Annotated in this window: 18 protein-coding genes and 1 riboswitch; of the genes, 6 read left to right on the top strand and 12 right to left on the bottom strand. The window is 67.1% G+C overall.

Annotated features, from left to right (window positions below; translation table 11 throughout):
• Positions 1 to 81: 81 nt before the first annotated feature.
• The 3 genes from TFC3_RS05805 to TFC3_RS05795 all read right to left on the bottom strand — a co-directional run bounded on the left by TFC3_RS05805 (position 82) and on the right by TFC3_RS05795 (position 3,017).
• Entirely contained in the window at positions 82 to 543 is a 462-nt protein-coding gene (locus tag TFC3_RS05805; protein ID WP_067496606.1) for a MarR family winged helix-turn-helix transcriptional regulator, read from the bottom strand.
• A gap of 416 nt (positions 544 to 959) precedes the next feature.
• The gene (locus TFC3_RS05800) at positions 960 to 1,349 is read right to left on the bottom strand and encodes a cupin domain-containing protein (protein WP_067496603.1); all 390 of its coding nucleotides are present in this window, start codon (positions 1,347 to 1,349) and stop codon (positions 960 to 962) included.
• A 33-nt stretch (positions 1,350 to 1,382) separates the two neighbouring features.
• On the bottom strand, positions 1,383 to 3,017 hold the full coding sequence (locus TFC3_RS05795) for an EAL domain-containing protein (protein WP_082771869.1): 1,635 nt from the start codon (positions 3,015 to 3,017) through the stop codon (positions 1,383 to 1,385).
• A 495-nt stretch (positions 3,018 to 3,512) separates the two neighbouring features.
• On the opposite strand from TFC3_RS05795, the gene TFC3_RS05785 reads away from it, so the two are divergent.
• Positions 3,513 to 5,108: a restriction endonuclease gene (locus tag TFC3_RS05785; RefSeq protein ID WP_067496596.1), complete on the top strand. Its 1,596-nt coding sequence runs from the start codon at positions 3,513 to 3,515 to the stop codon at positions 5,106 to 5,108.
• On the opposite strand, the gene TFC3_RS05780 is transcribed toward TFC3_RS05785, so the two are convergent.
• A complete protein-coding gene (locus TFC3_RS05780) occupies positions 5,068 to 5,451 on the bottom strand; it encodes a cupin domain-containing protein (protein WP_153040108.1) in 384 nt (127 codons plus the stop codon). The genes TFC3_RS05785 and TFC3_RS05780 overlap by 41 nt on opposite strands.
• Positions 5,452 to 5,504: 53 nt before the next feature.
• On the opposite strand from TFC3_RS05780, the gene TFC3_RS35360 reads away from it, so the two are divergent.
• On the top strand, positions 5,505 to 6,545 hold the full coding sequence (locus tag TFC3_RS35360) for a helix-turn-helix domain-containing protein (protein WP_082771868.1): 1,041 nt from the start codon (positions 5,505 to 5,507) through the stop codon (positions 6,543 to 6,545).
• On the opposite strand, the gene TFC3_RS05775 is transcribed toward TFC3_RS35360, so the two are convergent.
• From TFC3_RS05775 to TFC3_RS05765, 3 genes are all read right to left on the bottom strand, one after another.
• Positions 6,427 to 8,466 carry an MMPL family transporter gene (locus TFC3_RS05775; protein ID WP_067496593.1) on the bottom strand — a complete coding sequence of 680 codons (2,040 nt, stop codon included), beginning with the start codon at positions 8,464 to 8,466 and terminating at the stop codon, positions 6,427 to 6,429. The two genes, TFC3_RS35360 and TFC3_RS05775, sit on opposite strands and share 119 nt — an antisense overlap.
• 239 nt (positions 8,467 to 8,705) lie before the next feature.
• A complete protein-coding gene (locus TFC3_RS05770) occupies positions 8,706 to 12,440 on the bottom strand; it encodes an AAA domain-containing protein (protein ID WP_236718003.1) in 3,735 nt (1,244 codons plus the stop codon).
• A 1,136-nt stretch (positions 12,441 to 13,576) separates the two neighbouring features.
• Entirely contained in the window at positions 13,577 to 14,245 is a 669-nt protein-coding gene (locus TFC3_RS05765; protein ID WP_067496590.1) for a hypothetical protein, read from the bottom strand.
• 298 nt (positions 14,246 to 14,543) lie between these two features.
• On the opposite strand from TFC3_RS05765, the gene TFC3_RS05760 reads away from it, so the two are divergent.
• The 3 genes from TFC3_RS05760 to TFC3_RS05750 all read left to right on the top strand — a co-directional run bounded on the left by TFC3_RS05760 (position 14,544) and on the right by TFC3_RS05750 (position 17,915).
• A complete protein-coding gene (locus TFC3_RS05760) occupies positions 14,544 to 15,749 on the top strand; it encodes a hypothetical protein (RefSeq protein ID WP_153040107.1) in 1,206 nt (401 codons plus the stop codon).
• 77 nt (positions 15,750 to 15,826) lie between these two features.
• Positions 15,827 to 16,002: riboswitch (cobalamin riboswitch) on the top strand.
• Positions 16,003 to 16,032: 30 nt separating this feature from the next.
• The gene (bluB, locus tag TFC3_RS05755) at positions 16,033 to 16,656 is read left to right on the top strand and encodes a 5,6-dimethylbenzimidazole synthase (protein WP_067496584.1); all 624 of its coding nucleotides are present in this window, start codon (positions 16,033 to 16,035) and stop codon (positions 16,654 to 16,656) included.
• Positions 16,657 to 16,808: 152 nt separating this feature from the next.
• A complete protein-coding gene (locus TFC3_RS05750; protein WP_236718002.1) occupies positions 16,809 to 17,915 on the top strand; it encodes an IS630 family transposase in 1,107 nt (368 codons plus the stop codon).
• Between the two features lie 753 nt (positions 17,916 to 18,668).
• On the opposite strand, the gene TFC3_RS05745 is transcribed toward TFC3_RS05750, so the two are convergent.
• The 4 genes from TFC3_RS05745 to TFC3_RS05730 form a co-directional block, all read right to left on the bottom strand.
• Positions 18,669 to 18,869: a DUF4926 domain-containing protein gene (locus TFC3_RS05745; RefSeq protein WP_067496582.1), complete on the bottom strand. Its 201-nt coding sequence runs from the start codon at positions 18,867 to 18,869 to the stop codon at positions 18,669 to 18,671.
• A gap of 6 nt (positions 18,870 to 18,875) precedes the next feature.
• The gene (locus tag TFC3_RS40335) at positions 18,876 to 19,076 is read right to left on the bottom strand and encodes a DUF6883 domain-containing protein (RefSeq protein ID WP_369819574.1); all 201 of its coding nucleotides are present in this window, start codon (positions 19,074 to 19,076) and stop codon (positions 18,876 to 18,878) included.
• Positions 19,077 to 19,986: 910 nt separating this feature from the next.
• Positions 19,987 to 20,301 (bottom strand): type VII secretion target, encoded by a 315-nt coding sequence (locus tag TFC3_RS05735; RefSeq protein ID WP_067496571.1) that lies wholly within the window; start codon positions 20,299 to 20,301, stop codon positions 19,987 to 19,989.
• 181 nt (positions 20,302 to 20,482) lie between these two features.
• Positions 20,483 to 21,784, bottom strand: a complete 1,302-nt coding sequence (locus tag TFC3_RS05730) for an AAA family ATPase (RefSeq protein WP_067496568.1) — start codon at positions 21,782 to 21,784, stop codon at positions 20,483 to 20,485.
• A gap of 80 nt (positions 21,785 to 21,864) precedes the next feature.
• Between TFC3_RS05730 and TFC3_RS05725 the strand changes: the two genes are divergently transcribed.
• Positions 21,865 to 22,944 carry a beta family protein gene (locus TFC3_RS05725; RefSeq protein ID WP_236718001.1) on the top strand — a complete coding sequence of 360 codons (1,080 nt, stop codon included), beginning with the start codon at positions 21,865 to 21,867 and terminating at the stop codon, positions 22,942 to 22,944.
• On the opposite strand, the gene TFC3_RS05720 is transcribed toward TFC3_RS05725, so the two are convergent.
• The gene (locus tag TFC3_RS05720) at positions 22,910 to 23,773 is read right to left on the bottom strand and encodes a hypothetical protein (protein WP_067496566.1); all 864 of its coding nucleotides are present in this window, start codon (positions 23,771 to 23,773) and stop codon (positions 22,910 to 22,912) included. The genes TFC3_RS05725 and TFC3_RS05720 overlap by 35 nt on opposite strands.
• Positions 23,774 to 23,783 lie beyond the last annotated feature (10 nt).

The raw sequence follows: 23,783 nt of genomic DNA, 5'->3' as shown, positions 1-23,783 counted from the left end.
CGCCGGGCGGGGCGGCGCGGCTGGCTGCCGTGCGGGCGGCAGCCGGCGCGGATTGCGGTCAGCGGCGAGGCGGCCGGCGGGTCAGGTCTGGTCGGCTGGGGTTTCCAGGAGGGCTTCGCAGAGCTTGGCGAGCTGGCGGACCTGGGAGCCGCTCAGCCGGTCGAAGACCAGTTGCTGCACCGACTCGGCGTGGCCGGGGGCTGATTCGACCACCTTGGTGAAGCCGAGGTCGGTCAGGACGGCGATCTGGACGCGGCCGTCATCGGGGTCGCGTTCGCGGCGTACCCAGCCTTGCGCCTCAAGCCGGGCGACCACGTGGGAGAGCCGGGACAGCGACGCGCTCGCCTCCTTGGCCAGGCGGCTCATCGGTAGGCGCCGGTCGTCGCGTTCGGAGAGCGTGGTGATCACCTGGTAGCCCATGTGGGTCAGGCCGGCGTCCCGCTGGAGCTGGCCCTCAAGGGCAGCCGGAACCTTGACGAGCACCTCGACGAATTTGCGCCACGCCTGCTGCTGTTCGTCGGTCAACCACCGGGGCTCGTCCATGGCAGCAGGTTAGTTACCGCGGCGCGGGTACTGATCGCCCGGGTGGCCATGTTTCGGCGACCTTCAACAGATTTTTTCGCGGGACGGATGGACCGCTCGCGAGCCGGATGACGCAATTGGGGCGCGGCGCCACCAGCTCGGCTCCGGCAAGGTTCGGGAAACGGAAGATAAACAATCGGGCAGACCGATCGACTTCCTTGAACGCTCAAGAGTATGGTTCCGCCCAGACTTTCCACTCCGGCGCGGCGCCGGGATCGGCTGGCTGGGGGGCCACGGCCGACCCCGGCGCCGTGCCGTTTCCATCAGCCCGGCGCAAACAGCGCGCGTCGCCGCCCACAGCCCGCAGCCTGAACAAACAGCGCGCGCCGCTCCGCCACCGAGTGGCAGACGCGGCGCGGCGCATCGAAAGCTGGTGCTCACTTCGACGGCGGTTCGTCCTTGCCGGCCTCTTCGGCGGCGTCCGCCTCTTCCTTGGTCTTGTGGATCGCGCCGTCCGCGTGCTCGGCGGGGCCGTACACCGTGTAGAGGACCAGCGGGTTCGGGCCCTCGTTGGTGAAGTTGTGCTTGTGGCCGGCCGGGACCACGACGAGGTCGCCCTGGTTGACCTTGCGGGTCTGGCCGCTGATCTTGGCTTCGCCGGCGCCGCTCACGAACGTCAGGATCTGGTCCACTTCGTGGACTTCCTCACCGATCTCGCCACCCGGCGGGATCGTCATGATGACGAGCTGGGTGTGCTTGCCCGTCCACAGGACTCGGCGGAAGTCAGGGTTCTTCTCGGCCACCGTGGCGATCGTGTAGTGCTCCATGACCTGCCCATACCCGGGTGGGCCGGGAATTATTCAGGACGACCGCAGCCGGCTACCCGCCCCGAGCGTCGACACCGGCGCCGGGCGGCCGATCAGGTATCCCTGCACGAAGTCGACACCGAATTCGCGCAGCATACGCAGGGTGGGCTCGTCCTGGACGTACTCGGCGACGGTGTGGATGCCGTATGCCTGGCAGACCTTGATCAGGGCCTGCACGAGCACTTGATCCTGCGGGTTGCCGACGAGGTCGCGGACGTACTCCCCATCGATTTTGACCAGGTCGATCGGGAACAGGCGCAGGTAGCGAAACGATGCGTAGCCGGACCCGAAGTCGTCGAGCGCGAGCTGGCACCCGAGATCGCGGATGCGGTCGGCGAAGTGGCGGGCCTCGCTGAGGTTGCCGATCAGGGCGGTCTCGGTGATCTCGAACGTCAGCTGCTCGGCGTTCACCGCGTACCGATCGAACAGCGCTTCGATCTCGGTGGTCAGGCGCGGGTCTCCGACCGTACGGCCGGAAAGGTTGATCTGGAAGGAGTGAGTGGGCAGGGAGGTCGCCAGTTGCAACGCGCGCTCGACCACCCACAAGTCGATGTCGTAGACCGCGTCGAGGCGCTCGGCAGTGTCGAGCACCTGGATCGGCGATTGGGGCGTGCCCGTCTCATCGATCACGCGCAGCAGCAGCTCGTGGCGCAGCACCCGATTGGTCTGCAGTTCGAGGATGGGCTGGGCGTAGAGGGTGAACCGATCGGTGCCCAGGGCGGCGGCCACGCGGCTGCGGTAGGAACCCTGGCGGTCCTTGGCCGGCACCGGGTCGGGCACGAGCGTGACCGGGCGGTTGCCCTCGCGGGCCTGCCGCCACGCGTGCTCGGCGTCGATCAGCAGGTCGTGGCTGCCCGCCTCGCCGTCGGGGCGGAAACGGACCAGCCCGGCCCAGGCGCGGGCGTGCACCCACACGTCGGGTAGCACGAACGTCTGCGTGCGCAGGGCCTCCACGAAGTGGTCGGCTTGACGCCGGGCCATGGCCCACGACGTGCCGGGGAGCAGGACCGCGATCTCCATCGGACCGGTGCGGCCCAGCAGGTCGGCCGGCTGGGCGATGCCTTCCAGCACGCGCGCAGTGCGGTGCAGCAGCTCGACGCCGTCACGCCCGCCCAGCTCGGCCCGGTCGGCTTCGACCCGGATGACCAGGACCGCTCCCCCGCCGCGGCGTTGCGCCCGGTCGATCTCGTCGGCGAAGCGGGCCCGGGTGAGCAGGCCGGTGGCGGGGTCCGGATCGATGATGGAGGCCTGCACGGTCTCGCCGCGCCGGGTCAGCCGGTCGACTTCGCGGCGGGCGCGTTCGCGGGCGGAGACGTCGCGCAGCGCACCGCGGATGCCACTGACCGTGCCGTCGCGCCCGGCCAAGGGCTCGAGCCGGCAGTCCACGTCGAACCAGCTTCCGTCCGGGCGCAGCAAGCGAACGGTCACATGCACCGACTCGCGGGCGGTCCAGGCGCGGGTGATCGAGGCGAGCGCCGTGGCATGGTCGTCGCGGTGCACATAGTGCGCGAGCAGCTGGCGGTTGACCTCCATGCCGTTGACGCCGGTGCCGAGCAGCCGCGCCAGGCCGTCGGACCAGGCCACGCGGTCACCATCGGCGGTGTACAGGAACCAGACTTCATCGTCCACGGGCGTCCGCGCCTCCGGCAAGTGCGCCGGCCTCGGCCCCGCGTTGGGGCTGAGTCGTGGGCGCCGGGAGAGGCGGTCCCGCAGCGCCCGGGGACGCGGGAACCGCTCGTCGGGTGCTGTCATCCGCTGTTCCCACCTCCCCTGCCGAGTGAACGATGCCCCCGCCCTATTACGACCTGTTACCGCTCTATGTAACAGGGGGCGCAGGCCTCAATGTTTTCGCACCTGCGCCCGGAACACAAAGAACAGGGTGTTCTCCGCCGAACAGAGCAGGGATTCAACCGATCGGCTGACCTGGCGGTGGCCCAGCGAAACGGCCCGGACATCGGGTGATCCATGACGGACAGTTACCGTGAGTGCCGACAGTGGAACGATGAGCAACACCAGGTCCGTGATCATCCCCTGAGGCCCCGGCCGGGTGATCCATAACGGGTAGATATGGTGGCGGTCCGGGCACAGAACCGAGGACGAGACAGACGTCAGCGAGGGTGACGCATGGGCATCATTCGGGACATGCAGCGCGCGCAGGCGACGCAGGCCGCCGCCGATCAACGCTCGCGCACCGCAGCCGCACAGCAGCGGCAACTGATCCGCCGCAACGCCGACCTGGCGATCGCCGCCGCTCAACAGGCCGCCGCGGACGCCGACCGGCAACGGGAGCACCGGCGGCTCTACGCCGAGGCGCGCACGGCCGACGCCGCCGCCGCCAACGCCGATCTGCGGGCGCGGCTGACCGACCTCGACACCTTGCTGCTGTCCACGCTGGACGTGGATGATCACATCGACCTCGACCGGTTCAAGAAGGCGATCGAGGTGCCCCCGTTCGACCCCGGGCCGCTGGGTCGCCCGGCGCCCGAGCCGTCCTGGTCGAGCTACGCGCCGCCGCAACCGCGCGGGGTGGGCAAGATCCTCGGGGGTGAGCGCCTGCACGCTCAGCAGGTGGCGGCCGCGCGGCGTGCGTTCGACCAGGCCCAGGCGCAGTGGGCCGAGCACGAGCAGCGCCGCCTGCGCCGGCTGGTCGCCCGCGAGCAGCAATACCAGGAATACAAACAGCGACACGAGGCGAAGTTGCTGGCGTACAACGCGGAGGTGGACCGGTTTGCCGCCGCGGTCGCGGGAGCCGATCCGTCATCGGTGGTGGAGTACTTCGCGATGGTGCTCGGCAACTCGGTGTATCCCGACGACTTCCCCCAGCACTTCCGGCTCGCGTTCCTGCCCAAGCAGCAGCATCTGCTGATCGAGTACCACCTGCCGCCGGTCGAGGTGATCCCGGTGGTGAAGGAATACCGCTACGACCGCGTGCGCGACGATCTGCTGGCCGTGCCGCGCGAGGAGAGCGAGATCCGGCGCCGGTACACCGAGGTCATCGCGATGGTGGCGCTGCGCTCCGTACACGAAATCATCGAGGCGGATCGGGGCGGCCTGGTCCGCCGGGTCCTGTTCAACGGCATCGTGGACACCATCGACCGGCGCACCGGCCAGTTCGTGCGTCCCTGCTTGGTTTCGCTGGACACCGACCGGGAGACCTTCGCCGCCATCAAGTTGCGCCGGGTCGATCCGGTGGCCTGCCTCAAACACCTGCAAGGCGGCATTTCGGGTACGCCCGATGCCCTCGACGGCGTCACGCCGGTGCTCGATTTCGAGCGGGAGGCGGACAACGACTTCACCCAGGAGTTCAACGTCCTGCGCGACATCGACGAGCGCCCCAACCTGGCCACGTTGCCCGAGCCGGAGTGGGAGCAGACCGTGGCGGATCTGTTCTGCACGATGGGCCTGTCCATGGGCACGGGCAAGGGAGGTCGCTGGCTGGCCTCCGACCCCCGCCCGCTGTTCGGCGGTCCAGTGGTGGTTCAGACGGTACGGGGCCAGGTCGTCGATGTTGCGACAGCCACCGCGCTCGCCACTGCTGTCATCGAGGCTGGTGCGACAAAGGGCATCCTGGTGGCCACCGACGGCTTCGAGCCCGCGGTGCACGACGAGCTGACCGGCCGGCCGATCGAGCTGCTCGACGGCTCCGCACTGCTCAACCTGCTGGCCGAGCACACCGGCATCAAGGCTCGGATCGAGTCCGAAGGTGGTGCCCGCGGGTAGCGTCCACGTGCGCGGGCACCTCGTCGTGCCGGTCGCCGACGCTCAGCGTCCCGGTGGGCTCGACCATCAGGATCGACGCGCCGCCGGCCGAGCTCGGCTTGTGCTCGGTGCCCCGTGGCACGGTGAACACGTCGTGGCGGTGCAGCACCACCGTACGGTCGCGCAGGTCGATCGTCAGCTCACCGTCGAGCACGAGGAAGAACTCATCGGTGTGGTCGTGGGTGTGCCAAATGTGCTCGCCCTGCACCTTGGCGATCCGCACGTCGTAGTCGTTCACGGCGGCCACGATTCTCGGGCTCCACAGCTCGTCAAAGCTGGCCAGAGCCTTGTCCAGTGATGTCATGCCGCTCATGGTGGCCCCTTGGCACGGCACCCGGTGAGTGCTAGAAATCGCACATGCCGCAAGAATCCTTGCACCGGGTGGTGGTGCTGGCCGACGAGAACTCGAACCCGTTCGAGCTGGGCTGCGCCACCGAGGTCTTCGGCCTGCGCCGTCCCGAACTGGGCCGCGACCTGTACGACTTCCGGCTGTGCGCGGCCGCGCGGACCACCAGGATGCGCGACGGCTTCTTCACGCTCACCGGGGTGGCCGGGCTGGAAGCGCTCGACGAGGCCGGCACCGTCATCGTCCCCAACCGCCCGGACGTCGACGTCCCCCGCCGTCCCGCCGTCCTCGCCGCGATCCGCCGGGCCCACCAGCGCGGCGCCCGCATGCTCGGCTTCTGCAGCGGCGCGTTCACCCTGGCCGAGGCGGGCATCCTCGACGGCCGCCGCGCCACCGCGCACTGGCAGTGGGCCGACGCCTTCCGCGCCCGTTTCCCGCAGGTCACCCTCGAACAGGACGTGCTGTTCGTCGACGACGGCGACATCCTCACCGCCGCCGGCAGCGCCGCCGCGCTTGACCTGGGCCTGCACGTGGTCCGCCGCGACCACGGCGCGGAGATCGCCAACGCGGTGAGCCGCCGGCTGGTCTTTGCCGCGCACCGCGACGGCGGCCAGCGTCAGTTCATCGAACGCCCGATTCCGCAGATCCCCCACGATTCGCTGGCTCCGCTGCTCGCCTGGGCCCAGCAGCACCTAAACCAGCCGATCACGGTCGCCGACCTTGCCGCCCAGATCGCCGTCAGTCCGGCCACCCTGCACCGCCGCTTCCGCGCCGAGCTGGGCACCACCCCGCTGGCCTGGCTCACCGGCGAACGCGTCACGCTGGCCTGCCGGCTGATCGAACGTGGCGAAGCACGCCTGGACGTGGTCGCGCGCCGCAGCGGCTTGGGCACGGCAACCAACCTGCGCGCCCTGATCCGCCGGGAGACGGGTCTCACGCCGACGGAATACCGGCGTCGCTTCGGTGCTTCCGCGGACACCACCAGTTCGCCTCGCCCAACGCCGCCACCAGAGCCGGTGCCAGCACACCACGCACTATCGTCGCGTCGATGATGATGCCCAAGGCCAGCGCGGTGGCCAGGATCTTCACCTCGGTCGTGGGCACCTGCGACAGCGAAATGAAGGCCAGGAACAGGATCAGCGCCGCCGACGTGACCAGCCGGCCGGTGCGCGCCACGCCATGCACAGTGGCATCGTCGGTGTCGTGGCCGTTGTCGTGTTCCTCGCGGATGCGGGACAGCAGGAACACCTCATAGTCCATCGACAAGCCGAACAGGAACGCGAACACGGCGATCGGCACCCAGATGGTGATGGCACCGGACGCGCTCTGATCGAAGAGCAGCTCGGTGCCGTGGCCGTCCTGCCAGATCCACACCGTTATCCCGTACGCCGCCGCGAGCGAAACAACGTTGAGCAGCAACGCTTTGAGTGGTAGCACCACCGAACCCAGCGCGCGGGCGAGCAGCAGGAACGTGACCACCACGATGATCAGCACGACCCAGCCGGCGTTGCCGTACGTGGCCACCGCGAAGTCGGCATCCTGGGCCGGTGTCCCGCCGACCCGCGCACCGGCATCCTCGGCCACCGTCCGCACCCGGGCCGCCGCGTCCTCACCCTCGCCCGTGGAGGTGTCCTGGCTGGTCCAGGCCAGCACAATCGCCTGGTCACCGCGCTGCCATCCGGCCGGAGCGATCGCCGCCGCCACCCCGTCAGCCGCGGCAACCTTCGCGCGCACGCCAGCCGGATCGGTGGTCAGGATCTCGATCGGGGTGGAGACGCCCGACCCGATGCCGGAGTTGTCCACAGCGGTGATCGCGGCGCCGGCCTTACCGCCGGTGGAGGCGAGCGAGGCGTTTGTCGGCTGTCCCAGCCGCAACCCGAGCACCGGCGCGGCGAGCATCAGCAGGACAAGGGTGGCCAGGATCGCGGAGAGCCAGCGGTGCCGGACGACTGCGGTGCCGACCCGGCGCCACAGTTTGCTTTCCGGGTCAGCGGAGCGCCGGTGGGGCCAGTCAAGCCGGGGTCCGCACAGCGACAGAAGTGCGGGCAACAAGGTGAGCGACGCGAGCACGCTCATGACCGGAATGAGCAGTCCGGTGAATCCGACGCTGCGCAGGAAGGGCACGGGCAAAGCGATCAGGGCGGCCAGGCTGACCGCGACAGTCACTCCGGAAAAGAAGACGGAACGGCCGGCGGTGCTCAGCGCTGATCGTACGGCGTCATCGTTGCTCAGCCCTTGACCTCGTTCTTCGCGCCAGCGGGTGACGATCAGCAGGGCGTAATCGATGGCCACGCCCAACCCGATCAGGGCGAGCAGGAACTGCACGATGAACGAGATGTCGGTGACCGCAGTCAGCCCCCATACGATGAGAAAGGTGGTGAGAATGGACGCTGCGGCAATGACCAAAGGCATCAGCGCCAGCACGGACCCGAAGACCAGCAGCAGCACAATCAGCGCACCGGCACCGCCGAAAATGGTCTCGGCCAGCACGTCCGCTCCCCCGCCGCCACCTCCCTCGGTGGCCAGGGCATCTTTACCGGTAACCGTCGCGCCATTCTGCTCGGCAATCTGCTGCAGCACGGGCAAGGCGGCGACATACGCATCGCCACCGGGAGTGGGCCGCGGATACACCAGAATCAGCCCGAGATTGTCGCGCAAAAGCTCAGGCTGATCCACGTACGACGAAATGCGCGACCCCGGCAAAGCGCTCTGCACCGCCGTCGTTACCCGCTCGGCAACAGCCGGATCGGGCCGATCGACCACCAGCAGGATCGGTGAGAAATCCCCGCCGTTGCCAAACGCCGCCGTGATGTCCTTGTTGGTCTCATAACCGGGCTGCCCGGGCAACGAGAAGTCATACGTCAGCGCAGCCGTGGCCTTGGGCGCCGCGATCCCGCCCACCACGGTCAGCACCAGCCAGGCGGCCACCACCCACCACCGCCGGGCCACCACCCACCGAGCCAGCACGATCATCCACCGACCCTAGAAGTGGCCGCCGCCACCCGCGAGCCGGCGCGACGCCCCGTGGCCACATCGCAACCCTCCGACCAGCGCATCCGCCCGGCACCGCGGCCCGCAGCCACTTCGCAACCCCGAGACCAGCGCATCCGCCCGGCACCGCGGCCCGCAGCCACTTCGCAACCCCGAGACCAGCGCATCCGTCCGGCATCGCGGCCCGTGCCCGCATCGCAACCTTGAGAACTGCGCATTTGTCAGGCCACGGCGGCGGGCTCGGGGGTGATGCGCAGTTCGTCGATACGTTGCCACAGCGGGTGCAAGGCGGCCGACGGTTCGCGGTTGTAGATGCTGCCGCGGATTCGGACGAACACACAATTTCCCACCCGCTCGAGCACGGCCTGCCGGCGCATGTCGCTCTCCCAATGTTCCGGGCCGTGGTACGTGTCGCCGTCACATTCGATGGCCAAGCGGCGGCCGTCCGGGGCGTTGAGCACGAAGTCGATCCGATAGCCGCCGATGCGGTACTGCACGATGGGCCGGTAACCGCGTTCGTGCAATTGGCGCAGCACTTCGCGTTCGAAGTCGTTCGACGGTTCGGCCGGGGCCGCAGCGGGCGAGCCCCGATGCAAAGCGTGGTTCAGCAGCAAAGCGCGAGCGTCATCGGCGCGTAAGGAGGATGCCTGAATCGAATGGAAAATCCAGAGCTGATCACGAGCCCGGGACGCTGCCACATTGATCCGGCGGTGATATTCGCGCTTGGTGAAAGCGGCCAGCCTGCCGTCCTGCTCGGACACCACCATCGACAGCAGCACGACATCGCGTTCATCGCCCTGGAAGGTGTAGGCGTCGCCCACCCGCAACCGGCGGACTTCCATTTCGTCCTCGCCAATGCTCTCGCGCAACGATTCGAGCAGATAGCCGGCCTGGCCACTGGTGCTCAACAGGCTGATCACGCCGAGCGTCTTTTCCCGGTAAGCCGGGTCCGCCACGATCTCGGCCACCCGGGCGACCAACGCGTCGGCTTCGGGCACGTTGACCTCGCCGAACGGGCTGACCGGCGCTCGCAGGCCGGTGGGCACGTGCTGTGTTCGTACCGGATCAAGGGTCGAGGTGTCGGCGCGCAGCGGCTGAATTTTGCCGTCGTAATAGTGCCGGGACGAGAAATCGATGATCTGCGGCACGCACCGGAAATGCTCGGTCAACAGAATGCGCTCGGGTGAGCGGCGCACGGCGTGATCGTAGAGCGACGATTCGGGGTCGAAATGCTCGGCCGATGGCACGTCCGGCAAATGGCTTCGGATCAGCCCGGTCACGCCGCCAACAAAGCCGAGCTGCGGGCCGATCTGCTGGTCATCGCCGACCACGACAGCCCGGTCAGCCAGCGACAACACCGGCAATGCGAAAAGGTCAGCCTGCGACGCCTCGTCCACGATCACCACGTCGAAATGCGCGCCGCCGGCGAATTGTTCGATCGCCCGATCCACCGACATGACCCACACGGGTACCGCCTCGACCGCCGATGCCATCGCACGCTGGGCATGGGCCTGCCACGCCGCGGCACTGCGCCCGGTCCCCTTACCGATCTTGCGCAACGCGGTGGTCCAGTCGGCGAGCGCAGCCCGGCGGCGATCGTCGAGAGCCCGCGCAACTTCCAGCCACGCGGATGCCACCACAAGATCGGCGGTGAGCTTACGTATCTTGCTGCGCGCCTGTTCGACACGCCGGTTCAGAGCGGCCGGATCGACGCTACCAACGACCTGATCGAACCAGGTCTGCGCCTGCCGCCACCGCCAGGCCTGCAAGCACGCTGCCCCGGACACAGCCGGAACCTTCCCCGCGTCGATCTGCCCGGTCCAGATCGGAGCCGTTGCGGCGAGACGGTCCCTCAGCTCAACATATCGGTGCACCGCAGGCCGCAGCGCGAGCAGCCGTGCGGTCTCCGCGAGAGCAGCGTCCCAGCCCTCCAGCGTGCGCCAGGCCGCCGCAAGGTGCGGCCAAGGCGCCAGGCTGTCGGCCACCGCCCGATCGGCCGCGCCCAACACGTCAAGGTCGAAAACAACGGGCGAGTCGGAAATAAGCTTCGCAATTGCTACCAGCCGACCCGCGTCAAGGTCGAGTTCCTCCTGCGGTACGAGCACAGCCAGCCGAGCCGACAAAGCAGGCCACTCCCGCGCGTCCCACCCCAGTGACTGCGCGGCCTCAGCCAGCAAGCTCCCGGTCCACACCTCGGGCTCGCCGTTGCGCGCCGGAATGCCCAGCCGCTCGGTCCACTCCGACCAGTGCTCGCCCAGCCTTCGCTGAGCCTGCGCACGGCGTACCCAGGCAACCGCCACATCGACGTCGGCCACGCTGCGCAACGGCTCGTCGTCGACGCGCATCTCCTCGGCCACCCGGAACAGCCCGGCCTGCAGCAACCGGGACACGCCCTTACCCGCCGCGAACCGACCCCGCAGCTCACTCAGCGTCGCCAGCAACTTCTTCGGCTCCGCGACGAGCTGCGGCGCGATGACGACCCGGTGCCCGGCCAGGGTGCGGGTCAAGTCGGCCAGGGACTGCTGCAACGCCTCCGTGGCCGCCACATGATCACGCCAGATCGTGGCCCAGTGCCGATCGGCGAGCAGGCGCCCGAGCCGGTCGGTCCACGTACCTTCGCGGCGATGCAGCCAGGCGACCGCCTCCCGCAGACCGTCGAGCAGACCGGGCAGAGAATCGGCGCCAATTTCTCGTACCGAATCAGGATCAACACCGGCCGCCGCCAAGCGCGACACCCGCTCGGCGGCCAACGCCCGATTGGCTCGGTCCTGCTTGGCCTGAGCCTCATCCGGCAGGGCCGCAACGTCGGGCAGATCCCGAACCGCCGCGGCCCGCTCCCCGGGCGCCAAGCGCATCGCCAGCTCCAGCAATTCGCCGAACTCCGCGCTGGTCAACGGCGGTTCATCGATAGGTTCAACGGCATCCGGAAGCCCGCCGTGCGCCGTCGCCCGCGCGCGCAACCACGCCCCCACCTCGGCGGGCGACAGGGCGGCATCATCGACCCGGTAGGTGGCAGCCTCATTCTCCGCAATCGCCCGCAACCCACCCAACGCCCCGGCCAAATCGAGTTCGGCCGCCGCCAACCGCTGCGTGATCCGCTCAACCCGCTGCGCCTCGGCCACCTTGTCCAGCGTGGCCGCGCGGTCGGACAACTCCCGAGCCGCCAACTGCAATTGCACAAGCTGATCAGTGGTACGACCAAGCACCGCCAAGCACAGCGCCTGCACCTCTTCCGGAAGTCCATCCCGCAGCACCCGCAGCGGATCCTCCTTTTGAGCCACCACGAGCACCCGCTTGCCGTTCGCCATCAAGTGGCAGATCAAATTGCGGATGGTATGCGTCTTCCCGGTGCCCGGCGGCCCCTGAACTGCCACGTTGCGATGCTGGGCAAGCCGGCGCGCAATGGACTCCTGCGCCTCATTGGTAGGTAGCGGCATGAGAAGCCGTTCGCCCACCCGGTGCCAATCCTCGGGCCGGTCCTCGGGCATCCGCAACCGGCTCGGCTCGTGCGCCACGATCGCCGCCAGCGCCCCGATGCTCGCCGTGTCCCCGGCCAGCAACCTGTCCCGCAAACCTTCGAGGAAGCCGCGCAGCAGACGCTGCTTGGGGCGGGCAAAAAGGACACCGGTGTCGGCGATGGTCACGGTGTCGCCCAGCCGGCGGACGGCGCGATCGAAGAACTCGTGCCGCTCGAACTCGTCCCACAGGTCGACTTCCACGATGCCAGCCGGCCCGGCAAGCGCGAGCAACTGGCGCAGGTAGCGGTCATCAAGGCCGGTGAGGGCGTCGATCTGCAGCCGGGACGGGCCCTGCGGGGACACGGTGATCAGGCAGCGATCCGGTTCGTACTCGATGAGCACCGGCGTGGCCACCAGCGGATAACGCACCCGAACGCCGTCGATCACGGTCTCGACGATGCCGTGGCCCCAGACCAGCTCGGTGGTAGCCACGGCCATGTCGACTTGATGCATGCGATCGAAGAGCTGCCGGTGCACCGTACGGGTCTGCTCGGCGGCGCGGCTGCCCTGCACCCATGGCCGCCACACCTGGTCCCGCCAGTCTTCGAACCCGTCCGCCGGGGTGTCCTCAGGCTCGTTGAGGCCTGGCTCTGGCCCTGGCTCGTTGAGGCCTGGCTCTGGCCCTGGCTCGTTGAGGCCTGGCTCTGGCCCTGGCTCGTTGAGGCCTGGCTCGTTGAGGCTCGGCTCTGGCCCTGGCTCCTTGAGGCTCGGCCGCGCCATCGACGGCTTGTCGCGGCTCTGCCGCGATTCCGGAGGCATCGGGGGCTGGCGAGGCATCGGGGGCTCGTTGAGACTCCGGCGCAGCTCCGGAGGCACCGGCGGCGAGGCCGGCATGTCGGGCAAACCCACGCACAGCCATGTCGTGCCGTCCGCAGCCGGACCCACCTGGCAATCCGGATGAACGGGCAACTGATCAAGCCAGTGCGCATCCCCCGGTACGGTCCGCGCCGGACGATCCATCTGAGCGCGAACTGCAAGCAGGTAGTCAGCCACGGAGACGGCACGATCCCGAATGACGATCGGCGTCTCCTGCATCCTTCGCAGATTAGCCTGTAGTGCCAGCTATACCCCCGTTACTAGCCCCAGCCCCATCGACCATCGCGCCCCAGCTCTCTAGCGTTGATCGCATGGGATTCGCTCCAGTCATGCGCTCGGTCTTATGAGTCTGCTGCCGGGTCGATGCGGCCGTCGTGGTTCGGCTGCGTCAGGTAGATGTCGCGCTTGGATCGGGCCTGCGGGCTGGCGGGGACTGCGCTCAGATCAGGCCGTTCCGCTTACTGCACCATCCAGTACGGGCGCTAGCCGGCGCCCGCGCTGGCCGGATCACCCACCGGGCGTTCGCATGCACACACGCTCGCGCCCGCAGCTCTACCCCGAGTCCCCGGCGGCCCGAGTTTCTCAGCTGTTCCCAGGCACCCACCGGCCCGTTCACGCTTCCACCGGCCAACACAACCCCAACCACCTGGCCCAGCCTCAACCAAGCCCGCTCCCGCCACCAGCACCCCAACCCCCGGAGATGCATCCTGCAGCAGCAATCCGTCCAACCAACTCAGCCGGACCAGGTGATCACAGAGCTACGGGAACTGCAGCCGCCGCGGCCGCGGGATGACCGGAGGCGGTAGTGGCAGGTCGTCCAGGTGGCTCCAGTCGAGGGTGCCGTTGTCCGTGGACTTGATCTCGCCGAGGCAGGCTCGGAGCAGCCCGAGGTGGGGTGCTCCCGCATACCCGGCGATCACTACTTCGGGGCGCGGCTCGATTGTGGCTATTGCTGCGCAGATCTTGGCGACCTCTCGCTCGTCGACGGCGTCGAGCGGTAGCGGTGGCTCGGCTTGCGAGCGGCGCCAGGGTGGGCCGAAACGGCGTAGCAATTCTCGGGTCAGTCGGCCGAACGAGCGCCCGACTGCCGCATCGCGCATCGAGTCCCGGGCCGATTGGCCATAGCACCACGGCACGATCACGTGGCCGTTGATGACCACGAGTTGATACACCGAGCGTGGCACGCTGATGATTTCGGCGCCGGGGAGCGTGCCAAGAAACAGCACCAACTCCTCGTACGGGAGGGGCCACCGCGGGTTGGCCAACACTCGTTCCGTGGTCTGCGTCATCGAGGGATGGGCATTGACTTCACGTTCGATCGCCGTACTCAACGCCTCGGGCACCCGGGTCCACATTTCGGCGGCTACCTTGTCGCCGAACTGCTCGACCACCCAATCGCTAGGACCGACCAGAACGTCTGGACGCATTCAAGACCACCACCGTCCGTGTCGCTGGCGCTACGTCTGGCTAGAAGAGTTTCATCTCCGGAGATCGACAGGAAGAGGCTTCTTGCGAGTTCTCGGAAACACCGATGAGTGAAACCCGGTCGGACGCTCAAACCGTTGCGGCGACGCTGAAGCAGCAGGTCTTTGATGCGCGAACCTGCAACTTGCAGGGCGAACCGCGCCTGCAAGTTGCATGTCAGCTCGCAAATCAGTCGTCCATTGGACAGTCAAGCGCATCCATATTTCGAGACGGTGACTTCCCTGCAAACATCCACGGACAGTGATCATGGCGCCGGAGGTTGGTAAGGTCCGCGAGGTGACGCGGCACAGGCACTTCTGGCCGGCCGCCCTCGCCGTGGTACTAGCCTTCTGCGGCGCAGTGGTGGCTGTGCGAGCCGGTGCTGTGCGCGTACACGATGCATCCCGGGCTATTGATCTTGCTTTGCAGGACCAGGGCGAGGCGCTGCTGCGTGGCGACGCGCCCGGATGGTTGCGGCCGGTGGACCAATCCCAGCAAACGGAAATGCGTCGGCTGTACGACAACCTGCGCGGTCTGGAAGTGTCGGCCTGGCTTCCCCGGGCTACCAGCCTGGCCGGTGACGATTCGCTGTGGCGGGCTGCGGTGCAAGTCCGGGTCTGTTTCACCGGCACCCGATGTGTACGCGCCCACAACACTTACGTGCCATTGGGCGACGTGATCACAGCGGCAACCGTGTGGCGAGTTTCTGACGATCACGCGGTACTCGAAAGCTTCTTGGTGTCGGCGCCCATGCCAGCTGCGGCCGTACCGTGGAAGACGAAGACTTTGAATTTCGCCACCGGATCGCGAGTGATCGTGGCGGCTTCGAGCGGTTCCATGCAACCGGCCCAATGGGTCGCCGTCGCGGACCGGGCAGCGCAGATCGCCGACAAATATGCGTTTGTGCGACCGGGGAAGTACGTCATTTATCTGGCGGCGGCCGACGAATGGCAAACGGTGATCGGTGAGGATGGCGAGGCACTCGGATTCGTCGACCGCACCAGCGAACAAACAGCCTTCACCGTGGTGGACGCCGCCGAACAACCCAGCGAAAGGTTACTCCGGCACGAACTTGGTCATGTCGCCACTTTGCTCGGCACGCTCGGCGGTCAACCGGACTGGGCGATCGAGGGAATGGCCGAATATGTAGCCTGGGAACAGACACCGATGTCGTCATACCGTTTGACGCAGGCGGCTCGCGACCACATCGCTCGTACGCAATGGCAGGGACGGCTGGATTTGCCGTGGTCGTCGCAACGCACCGAACGGGTCGGGTTCTACGCGATGGCTTACCTGGCGATCAGGTGCCTGGCTTCAACGTACGGGGAAGCCTCGCTCTTGTCTTTCTTCGATCGCGTCGCCCGCCAGAATCGCTCCCCGGCCGAAGCCGCTTTGCCGGCGTTCGGAACGCCATGGCCGGCGGTCGAGGAGGCCTGCCACGCGAAGATCGAAGGGTGGCTGAGCTAAAGTGCTGTCGGCACAAACTTGTTGCGAGGTGCCTCGGCTCCGTCGTGAAAGCGATGGTGTGTGCGTCGTGAAGGCGAAGGTGCCTGCGTCGCGATGGCGCCGGGGAGAATCTGGGAAGCCGGTGCGATTCCGGCACGGGCCCGCCGCGGTAACCGGGGAGCCGCCGCCCATGCACCCAGGTGCAGCCACTGGCGCATTGCGCGCTGGGAAGGCGGGCGGTAAGGCAGCGATCCGGAAGTCCGAAGACCGGCCTCGCGTCCACCCAGCGGAAGCCTGCCCAAAAATGGATCTGTACGACGTCATCCACTCCCGCCGAGACGTCCGAGCCCAATTCACCGGAGCTCCCATCCCGGACGAGACGCTGCAAAGAATCCTCGAAGCAGCCCACGCGGCGCCCAGCGTCGGCCTCTCCCAGCCGTGGGATTTCATCCTCATCCGCAACCCCGAAACCCGCGCGCAATTCCACCAGCACGTCCACCACGAACGTGAAGTCTTCGCGTCATCCTTGGACCCGGTAGCCGCCGAACGCTTCTCCCACATCAAAATCGACGGCATCCTCGAATCAACACTGTCCATCGCCGTCACCTACGACCCAGCCCGGGGCGGCCCAGCAGTTCTGGGCCGGCACGCAATCGCGGACGCCGGGCTGTATTCGGTTTGCCTGGCCATTCAGAACATGTGGCTGGCGGCTACGGCGGAGGGGCTGGGCGTGGGGTGGGTTTCGTTCTACCGCGAGGAGTTCCTGGGTGAGTTGCTAGGGGTGCCGGCGGGGATTCGACCGGTGGCTTGGCTCTGTCTGGGACCGGTTACGCATTGGGAGACGACGCCGGATCTGGAGCGGCACGGGTGGCGCAGACGACGGCCGGTTGAGGCTGCGGTGCACAAGGAGCGGTGGCCAGCAATGTGATTGAGGAGGCGCGGCGCGCTACCCGCAGGAGGTGGCGCGCCGGCCACTCGCGAACTAGTGCCTCGTCTTTGAACGTTGGCCGTGTAATCCGTCGGTTCTGATGGGGTGTCGGGCAGGCTGTTCCTTTCGCGGTTTGTGGGAGGTGATGCCGGGTGGGCCGACGCCCGGAAGTGTTTGTGCGAGCTCTGTCGTTGGCCGAGGGTCAGCGGCTGCAGAAGATCACGCGTACTGCGAAGAACCCGGTCAAGCTGCGCCGGGCGGTCGTCGTGCTGATGTCCGTCCAGGGCCAGCCGGCGGGGGACATCGCGTACCTGCTCAAGGCGACCGACGACTACGTCCGCGACGTGATCCACGCGTTCAACGAGCGGGGGTTCGACGCGCTGGACCCAAAAGGGAGAGGGGGCACGCCGAACAAGGTCAGTGAGACGGTCCGCGACTGGATCTGCGTGATCGCCCGGTGTGACCCCCGATTCCTGGGCCGGCCGTTCTCGGGCTGGTCGCTGTCGAAGCTGCGTGACTACCTGATCGACACCGGCTGGGTCGCCACGATCAGTATCGAGACCGTCCGGCGAATCCTGCACGAACGCGGCGTGACCTGGCAGCAGTCGAAGACGTGGAAAGCCAGCAACGACCTGGAATTCACCGCCAAGATGCGGCGGGTCCTGGACCGCTATGACCATCCACCGGCCAGCGGCCGGGTCATCTGCGTCGATGAGTTCGGGACGCTGAACCTGCAGCCCCGGCCGGGCAAAGCCTGGAAACCACAAGGCCGGCCGGTCCGGCTACGGGCAACTTACCACCGTGATCACGGTGTCCGGCACATGATCGCCAACCTCGACCTGGCCACCGGGAAGATTCCTTACCAGATCCGGGACAGGAAACGCTCAAGCGAGTTCCTCGCCTTCCTCAACAGCCTGCGACGCCGCTGGCCAGGACAGACGATGCACCTGATCCGGGACAACTTCTCCCCGCACAAACACCCCACCGTTCGGGCCTGGTGCCAGGCCAACGACCTCTTGATCAACATCAATCATCTCGAAAAGACCGTTCATCAGCTATGCCATTGTTTCGTAGTGCGAAACGTGCATTACTTCTTAAGACATCGACAGCGGCGTGCAAATCCGTCTTCGCAATTTGCGCGGTACTTTGAGCACGATCTGCGATCGTATCGAACCAAGGCGACCCAACCGCCAACGACGACCGCGCAATCGCACATATGGCTTCTGACGCATGCAGCGCGGCAGAAACGTCGCCAATAATAAGATCGGCGTACAGCAAGCCTTCATACAAATGCGGATCGACTGGCGCCTGCTCAATCTTCTTACGGTACTCAGCACGGAAATCTTCAACCGACGTGTACCGGTCGAAGTAAGGCAGCGCCTCCGAGTGGGCGAAATATAAGATTTCGTCCATACATTCCGCCGCTTCGTCCACGTTCAATGGAGATGGCCAATAACTTCGCCGGTCGCTTGCGTGGCCCACATTTCGAAGAGTATGCCCGCCAAAGTTCTCTTTGGGTACCGCGAGCAATTCCACACCAAAAGTAACGCCAAAATCGCCGCCGTATCGAGAATTCTTCAAAATAAAATAGAACAGTAGCCATTCCGAATACCTTTGGTAGAGAAGTGTTCTTGCAGTTTTCCACTGCCCGGGAAGCTTCGGTATCAGGTGTCGGCGGACACTGCGCTGCCAGAGAGCGGGTTCCATCCTTATCTCCTTTCATGAGATGCCGGGGACCGGCGACCGCCAGGCCCCCGGCGCCTGCACGTCTAGCAAACTACCTCGAAAACAGGGCTATTCTTAAAGCCGTCGCCCGGCGCAGCTTGACCGGGTTCTTCGCAGTACGCGTGATCTTCTGCAGCCGCTGACCCTCGGCCAACGACAGAGCTCGCACAAACACTTCCGGGCGTCGGCCCACCCGGCATCACCTCCCACAAACCGCGAAAGGAACAGCCTGCCCGACACCCCATCAGAACCGACGGATTACACAGCCAACGTTCAAGAACGAGGCACTAGCCGGTGTACGCCTCGATCTGCTCCGGACGCAGCGTGGTCATGGCGATGGTGGCACCTTGGTCGTCGACGAACTCAACCTCATATGCGAGGTAGGGCGTGTGAAAAACGTGCACCACCGTGCCGACCGCCCCAGCTTCCAGCCCGTCGCCGGGCACCGGAGCGGTCAATTGCACGGCATCAAGTTCCTCGAAGTTCATCGTTCCTCACTTCGGAAAGGAGATGGTGACAATCCGAGGAGTAGTGGCACCCGTCTCCACGATCCAAGCGGTCCTGACGATTATGGTGCCGTTAGGACCCGTTAGCGGTACATCCACCGCCCACCTTTGACCATACTGATCGACCTTCCCCGGGATCGGCGAACCGCTCCGGACCCCGTCCCTGATCTGTTGTTCGATAAGCGCCACAATGTCCAGGCCGGTAGCGGACCGTATGACGTGATATTTGTTCTTCCCCACCGGTGATCCGGGTTCATCGCGTAGCCCGCAATCTTGCGGGGATCCGGTTCTGCGATGGAGAAGTCAGGAGGATCGGCTGGCTGCCGAGTCGGATCTGGCGGTGTCTCCCTGAGCGGCTCCGGAGCATTACTACCGCCTTTTCCCATTCCACCGAGGTTGTCGACGGTGCGGGACAGCCTTCCCGACATTTCCTCGAGGCGCCCCAAGCTGGCCAGCAGCCAATTCAGCCACCGAGCGATCTTCCCCGCCCAAGCAGCGCACAGCGTCGTCACCTGCTCAACCACCGCCGGCGTACCCACCCCGAGCGTGGCCGTCAGCTCAACCGCATAACTGATCAGCCGGGACACCACCGTGGCTACAGCGTCGCGGACCATCATGCGCACGGACCCCACGAGGATGCCTGCTACTTCGGTCATCGAAGCCGTGGTATTCGCCGCCGTGGACAGCGCTTCGAGGGCTTGTGCCTGGTGAGTGGCGTGCAGTGCGTAAGCCTCGAATGCCGCCCCGGTCCAATCCGGTACGTCGGTTTCCAAGGTGCGTCGGAGGGTCGCTGCTTCGGCCGATAGGGACGATGCCGTGTTGCGCCAAGCGGTGGCGTTGGCGGTTACTTGCGCCGGGTCGCCGGCGAGCCAGTCGAGGGCTTCGGCGAGGGGTTTGACGTGCTCGATCAGCCAGGCGATGCCGTACTGCAGGAGCCCGCCGAGTGGGTCGGACATCAGGGCCAGGCCGTCGAGTCCTGCACCGATCAAGGCGAGCGAACTGTCGATCCAGTTGCCGCTTTCGACACCCTCGGCGAGCTGCTCGATGTCCTCGGCGATCCAGATACCGGCCCATGGCGATCCAGCTGGCGAATCCGTGGTCATAGCGCGTTCCGAATCGCGTGGAATACGCGTTCGCGCACCCACTCCGTAGTTTCGTAGTCGGCTGCTGTGTCACGCAGGTCGCCGGCCGTGTCGTTCAGTCGAGCGGCCGTGGTGCGCAGGGCATTGATCACGGTGTCCTGCAAGATGTTCAGCATCGGGGGCACGAAGGCGCACAGCTGCCCGTACGCCTCGTTTCCCGATCGGACGACGGCTCCCGCATCAGCCGCAGCCGTGACGCCGTCGGCCACCGCTTGGACGTGCGTGGAGTGGGCGGCAACCTCCTGTGGCCGTACCGTAAATGGCGAGGTCATGGCCGGAATGACGCGATGATCGCCTTGCCTGTCTCGGAGTCCGCGCCGATTGTCTCGGCCGTTGCGGACGCAGCGCGTTGGGCCACCTCAACCTGCGCGGTCGCCATCGCCTCCAGGATGTCGCGCGCGGTCTCCTGCGCCGGATGATCGACAACCTGGGCGGCGACAGTGACCTGCCGATCTAGGCGCGCACCCCCACTCCGGCGAGGTGAGCCAGCATCGCCTGGTTCGCCTCCCAGCCGTCCGGGAACTTGACCGGCACACCCAGGTGCACCGGCTCCGTCGAAGGGTGCGCGTCCAGCAGTTCCGCGATTCCCTCGCGAGCAACGACCACGCAGGCGTGACGGTGCCGGGAGGTCAGCACGCAGAGGCGCCCCGACTCCAGATGGAAAGCCGTGGCGTCACGGCGGCCGGACAGCGGGTGCAGGACCACGGTGAGGTCGTACTCGCGGCCTTGCAGACGGTTGGCCGTGTCGACAGTGATGTCGCGGGCCTCTTCCGGCAAGAAAGCCCGGATGGCTGCTACCTGATCACGGTGGGCGGCGCCGATGGCGATGCGGTCGGCGGTCAGGGGGCGGGTTCCCGATTCGGACTGGGTGACGCCGTCGCGGGCCAGGGCTCGGGCGGCGATGAGGGCACACGCTGCTGCCGCTTCTGCGTCGGTTCGGACGGTGAAACGGGCCGGCAGCTCGTGCAGGGCCCAGCCGGAGGTTGCGGCCACGTCGAGGACTTCGTCGATCGGCGATGCTGTGGGCGTACCGAAGGAGAGGGTTCTGTCTGCTGGTCCGGTGCCGGAGCGGAAACCGGTGAAGGGGTAGAACGCGGCTGCGACCACCGGGGCGGCGGAGGCGGGCAGGCGCCAGGAGACGGGGAGGCGGAGGACCGGCAGGTCGGGGTTGTGGCGCAGCAGGACCGCGACGGCGCTCTGCATGGGATCCCAGGACAGACCGGTCCAGCGATCGACTTCGACGGTCGAGAAGGGATCGAGCTGGCCCGGGTCTCCGACGAACAACGCCCGATCGAAGCGGGGCGCCACACGCAGCAGAGCGTCGGAGCGCATCTGGTACGCCTCGTCGACGATTGCCCAGGGCCAGGTGCCGTCGGTGACGGTGGCCCACTTCGCCGCGGTGCCGATCGTGACCGCAGGCCCGCCCAGATCCGCTACCTTGGCGCCCACCCGGCACGACGGGTGCGCGCGAACCCGCTCGGTCGCGACGTAGTCCACGGCGGAGAGGCGACCGACGCCGAGCTCGGGCGATGCCGCTGCCAGCCGGGCAATCAGATCGTCGACCTGCTCATTCGTCTGAGCGACGATCATCAGGGGCACACCCGTTGCCGCGAGCACGCCGGCGGCGCGAACCACCAGGGTGCTCTTGCCCGCGCCGGGCGGGGAGTCGACCACGACGCCGCGGTGCACGGACGTCGCGAGGTCGTGCAGCACGGCGTCAACGATGCGCGCCGCCTCGGCGCCCGGGGTTTCCATCACGGCGCACACCGTACTGGGAGGGTCTGACAAAACTGGCGTATTGCCACAAGTGGGTCCAGCATGGCTACTTTAAGTGAATGAGTGTCTTCATGCGCCCCGGCGATGCGGACGACGGCGTGTACAGGCCGATCCTGCGTCCCCGCCGGGGCGAACTGAGCGCCCTGCACCATTTGGACGCGGCTGCCGCTCGGCTGGTCATGCCGATTGTGGAACTCGGTTCGCAGGATCGATTGCCGCAGCTCATCAAGCAGGTGCCCCCGCGCACCACCGCGGTCGGTGTGGACTTGGGCGCGGTGCCCGACCCGGCCGGCTCGCTCGTTTCGCCGCCGCTGGACCTCGCCGAGGAACTGGCAGAGCTGGGCGTGGCAATGCTGCCGGTGCTGCGGGCGTACGACAGCTCTCGTCGCCTTTCCGAACACGGCCTGGCCGCACGCATGCACCTGATGCGGGCCGTGTTGCGGCTTCAGCCGCACCTTGACGTGCGCAACTCGGCGGAGGCCACCGCCACGACGTCGCGCCTGCTCACCGGCGCGGGGCTCGATCCCGAGCGCGTGGACCTGCTGATCGATCTTGCCGAGACCGCCTGTGCCGCCCACGCGTACCGCATCGAAGAACGCGCCCGTCAGGTGTTGCGCTGGGCCAGGACGATGCCGTGGCGCTCGGTGACGGTGGCCGCCGGAGCCATGCCGCCCAACCTGGACGATCTTCCGGCGGATGAACCGGTTACCGTCGGCCGGCTCGACGCCCAGGTCTGGGCCCGGTTGAAGGAGCCGGGTGTCGGCTATGCGGATTACGGCGTCACGTCTCCCGTGCGTCGCAACGGCGTGAACCATCGGCAGCTCCCTACGCTGCGCTACACCACCGAACGGGACTGGTGGATCTACCGCTGGGCCAGAAGAGGCGGGCGAAGCGACGATCGCTGTCATGACTTGTGCAGGACGCTGGTCGGCTCCCCGCATTGGCCGGCCGAGGGGGCCCGCTTCTCGTGGGGCGACGCCGAGATCGCCCGTCGCGCACGCAGTGCTCGCGGCGGTGGCAGCCCGGCAAGCTGGATAGCGTGGAGCACGTCCCATCACATCGCTCATGTCCTGCACAGCCTCACCCCCGAACCGTCAGCCTCGTTCAGCCGACCTTCCAAGCCGCGACGACGTCCATGATCGGGTAGACGAACACGATGTCGCCCTTCTTGCCCGGCACGTCGAAGACCACCGAGGACGAATACTCGCGGCCGGCCGACAGCCGGCGCAGGAAGCCGCCGTAATCACGGCCATCGCATCCACTTCCCCCGACCGACGGCAGCCACGAGCCGTCGGATTTCTGGAAGCGGAAGTCGTACTCGCTGATCTCGGGTTCGCCTTCCAGCACCTTGACCTTGAGCTTGACCGGCAGGTAGCCGCCCTCCTCGGGCTTGACCGAGTAGATGTCGCAGGCACCCTTGTGGAAGGTGCCCGCGGTGACGGTGACCTGGAACTTCGAGTTGTTCTCGCCCTGGATCACGAACGGCTTGCCGTTCGCCAGCCGCTGCGGCCCGAACCGTGCCCGCGCCGGATCGGATGGATCAACCGGCGACGACGGCACCTTCTGCGGTGGCTGTGCCTTTCGCGCCGTGGCCTCCTGCGACGACACTCCGTGGGCCGGCACCGATGGCTGCGCGCCACGCGAGACGGTCACCGAAGCTGATTCGGGAGCATTGCCGCCGTAGGCCCGCACGGCCAGGTAGACGACGGCAACCGCACCGACCAGCAGGAGGGCGACGCCACCGGCGAAGTACGTGGCGATCAAGCCTTTGGGCAGCTTGCCGCCGCTGCGAGCAACCGGTGCAGGAGGACTTACGCGCACCGTGGCCGTCTGGCCGGAGGCGCGTTCCGCCACGGGAACCTCCAGGTCAGCCGGGTTTCCCAGGCCTGACATAGGCAGCACGGTGTCGTTGAGCGGTGTCGATGCCACCGCCGCAGGCGAAGTGGCGTCTTTCGTCTCGTCACTCACGGCGGCTGTC

This window comes from Actinoplanes sp. TFC3 (genome assembly GCF_001553785.1).
Taxonomy (GTDB): Bacteria; Actinomycetota; Actinomycetes; order Mycobacteriales; family Micromonosporaceae; genus Actinoplanes.
Note: the sequence above shows the minus strand (reverse complement) of the source record. Positions and strands in the feature narration are given on the sequence as shown.

Bases quoted from the DNA above. Each gene is read 5' to 3' on its own strand.
- TFC3_RS05800 (WP_067496603.1), bottom strand. From the start codon at position 1,349: ATGGAGCACTACACGATCGCCACGGTGGCCGAGAAGAACCCTGACTTC.
- TFC3_RS05780 (WP_153040108.1), bottom strand. From the start codon at position 5,451: ATGACATCACTGGACAAGGCTCTGGCCAGCTTTGACGAGCTGTGGAGC.
- TFC3_RS05770 (WP_236718003.1), bottom strand. From the start codon at position 12,440: ATGGCCGTGGCTACCACCGAGCTGGTCTGGGGCCACGGCATCGTCGAG.
- TFC3_RS05725 (WP_236718001.1), top strand. From the start codon at position 21,865: ATGAGTGTCTTCATGCGCCCCGGCGATGCGGACGACGGCGTGTACAGG.
- TFC3_RS05745 (WP_067496582.1), bottom strand. From the start codon at position 18,869: ATGAACTTCGAGGAACTTGATGCCGTGCAATTGACCGCTCCGGTGCCC.
- bluB (WP_067496584.1), top strand. From the start codon at position 16,033: ATGGATCTGTACGACGTCATCCACTCCCGCCGAGACGTCCGAGCCCAA.
- TFC3_RS05805 (WP_067496606.1), bottom strand. From the start codon at position 543: ATGGACGAGCCCCGGTGGTTGACCGACGAACAGCAGCAGGCGTGGCGC.
- TFC3_RS05730 (WP_067496568.1), bottom strand. From the start codon at position 21,784: ATGGAAACCCCGGGCGCCGAGGCGGCGCGCATCGTTGACGCCGTGCTG.
- TFC3_RS35360 (WP_082771868.1), top strand. From the start codon at position 5,505: ATGCCGCAAGAATCCTTGCACCGGGTGGTGGTGCTGGCCGACGAGAAC.
- TFC3_RS05765 (WP_067496590.1), bottom strand. From the start codon at position 14,245: ATGCGTCCAGACGTTCTGGTCGGTCCTAGCGATTGGGTGGTCGAGCAG.
- TFC3_RS05735 (WP_067496571.1), bottom strand. From the start codon at position 20,301: ATGACCTCGCCATTTACGGTACGGCCACAGGAGGTTGCCGCCCACTCC.
- TFC3_RS05785 (WP_067496596.1), top strand. From the start codon at position 3,513: ATGGGCATCATTCGGGACATGCAGCGCGCGCAGGCGACGCAGGCCGCC.
- TFC3_RS05775 (WP_067496593.1), bottom strand. From the start codon at position 8,466: ATGATCGTGCTGGCTCGGTGGGTGGTGGCCCGGCGGTGGTGGGTGGTG.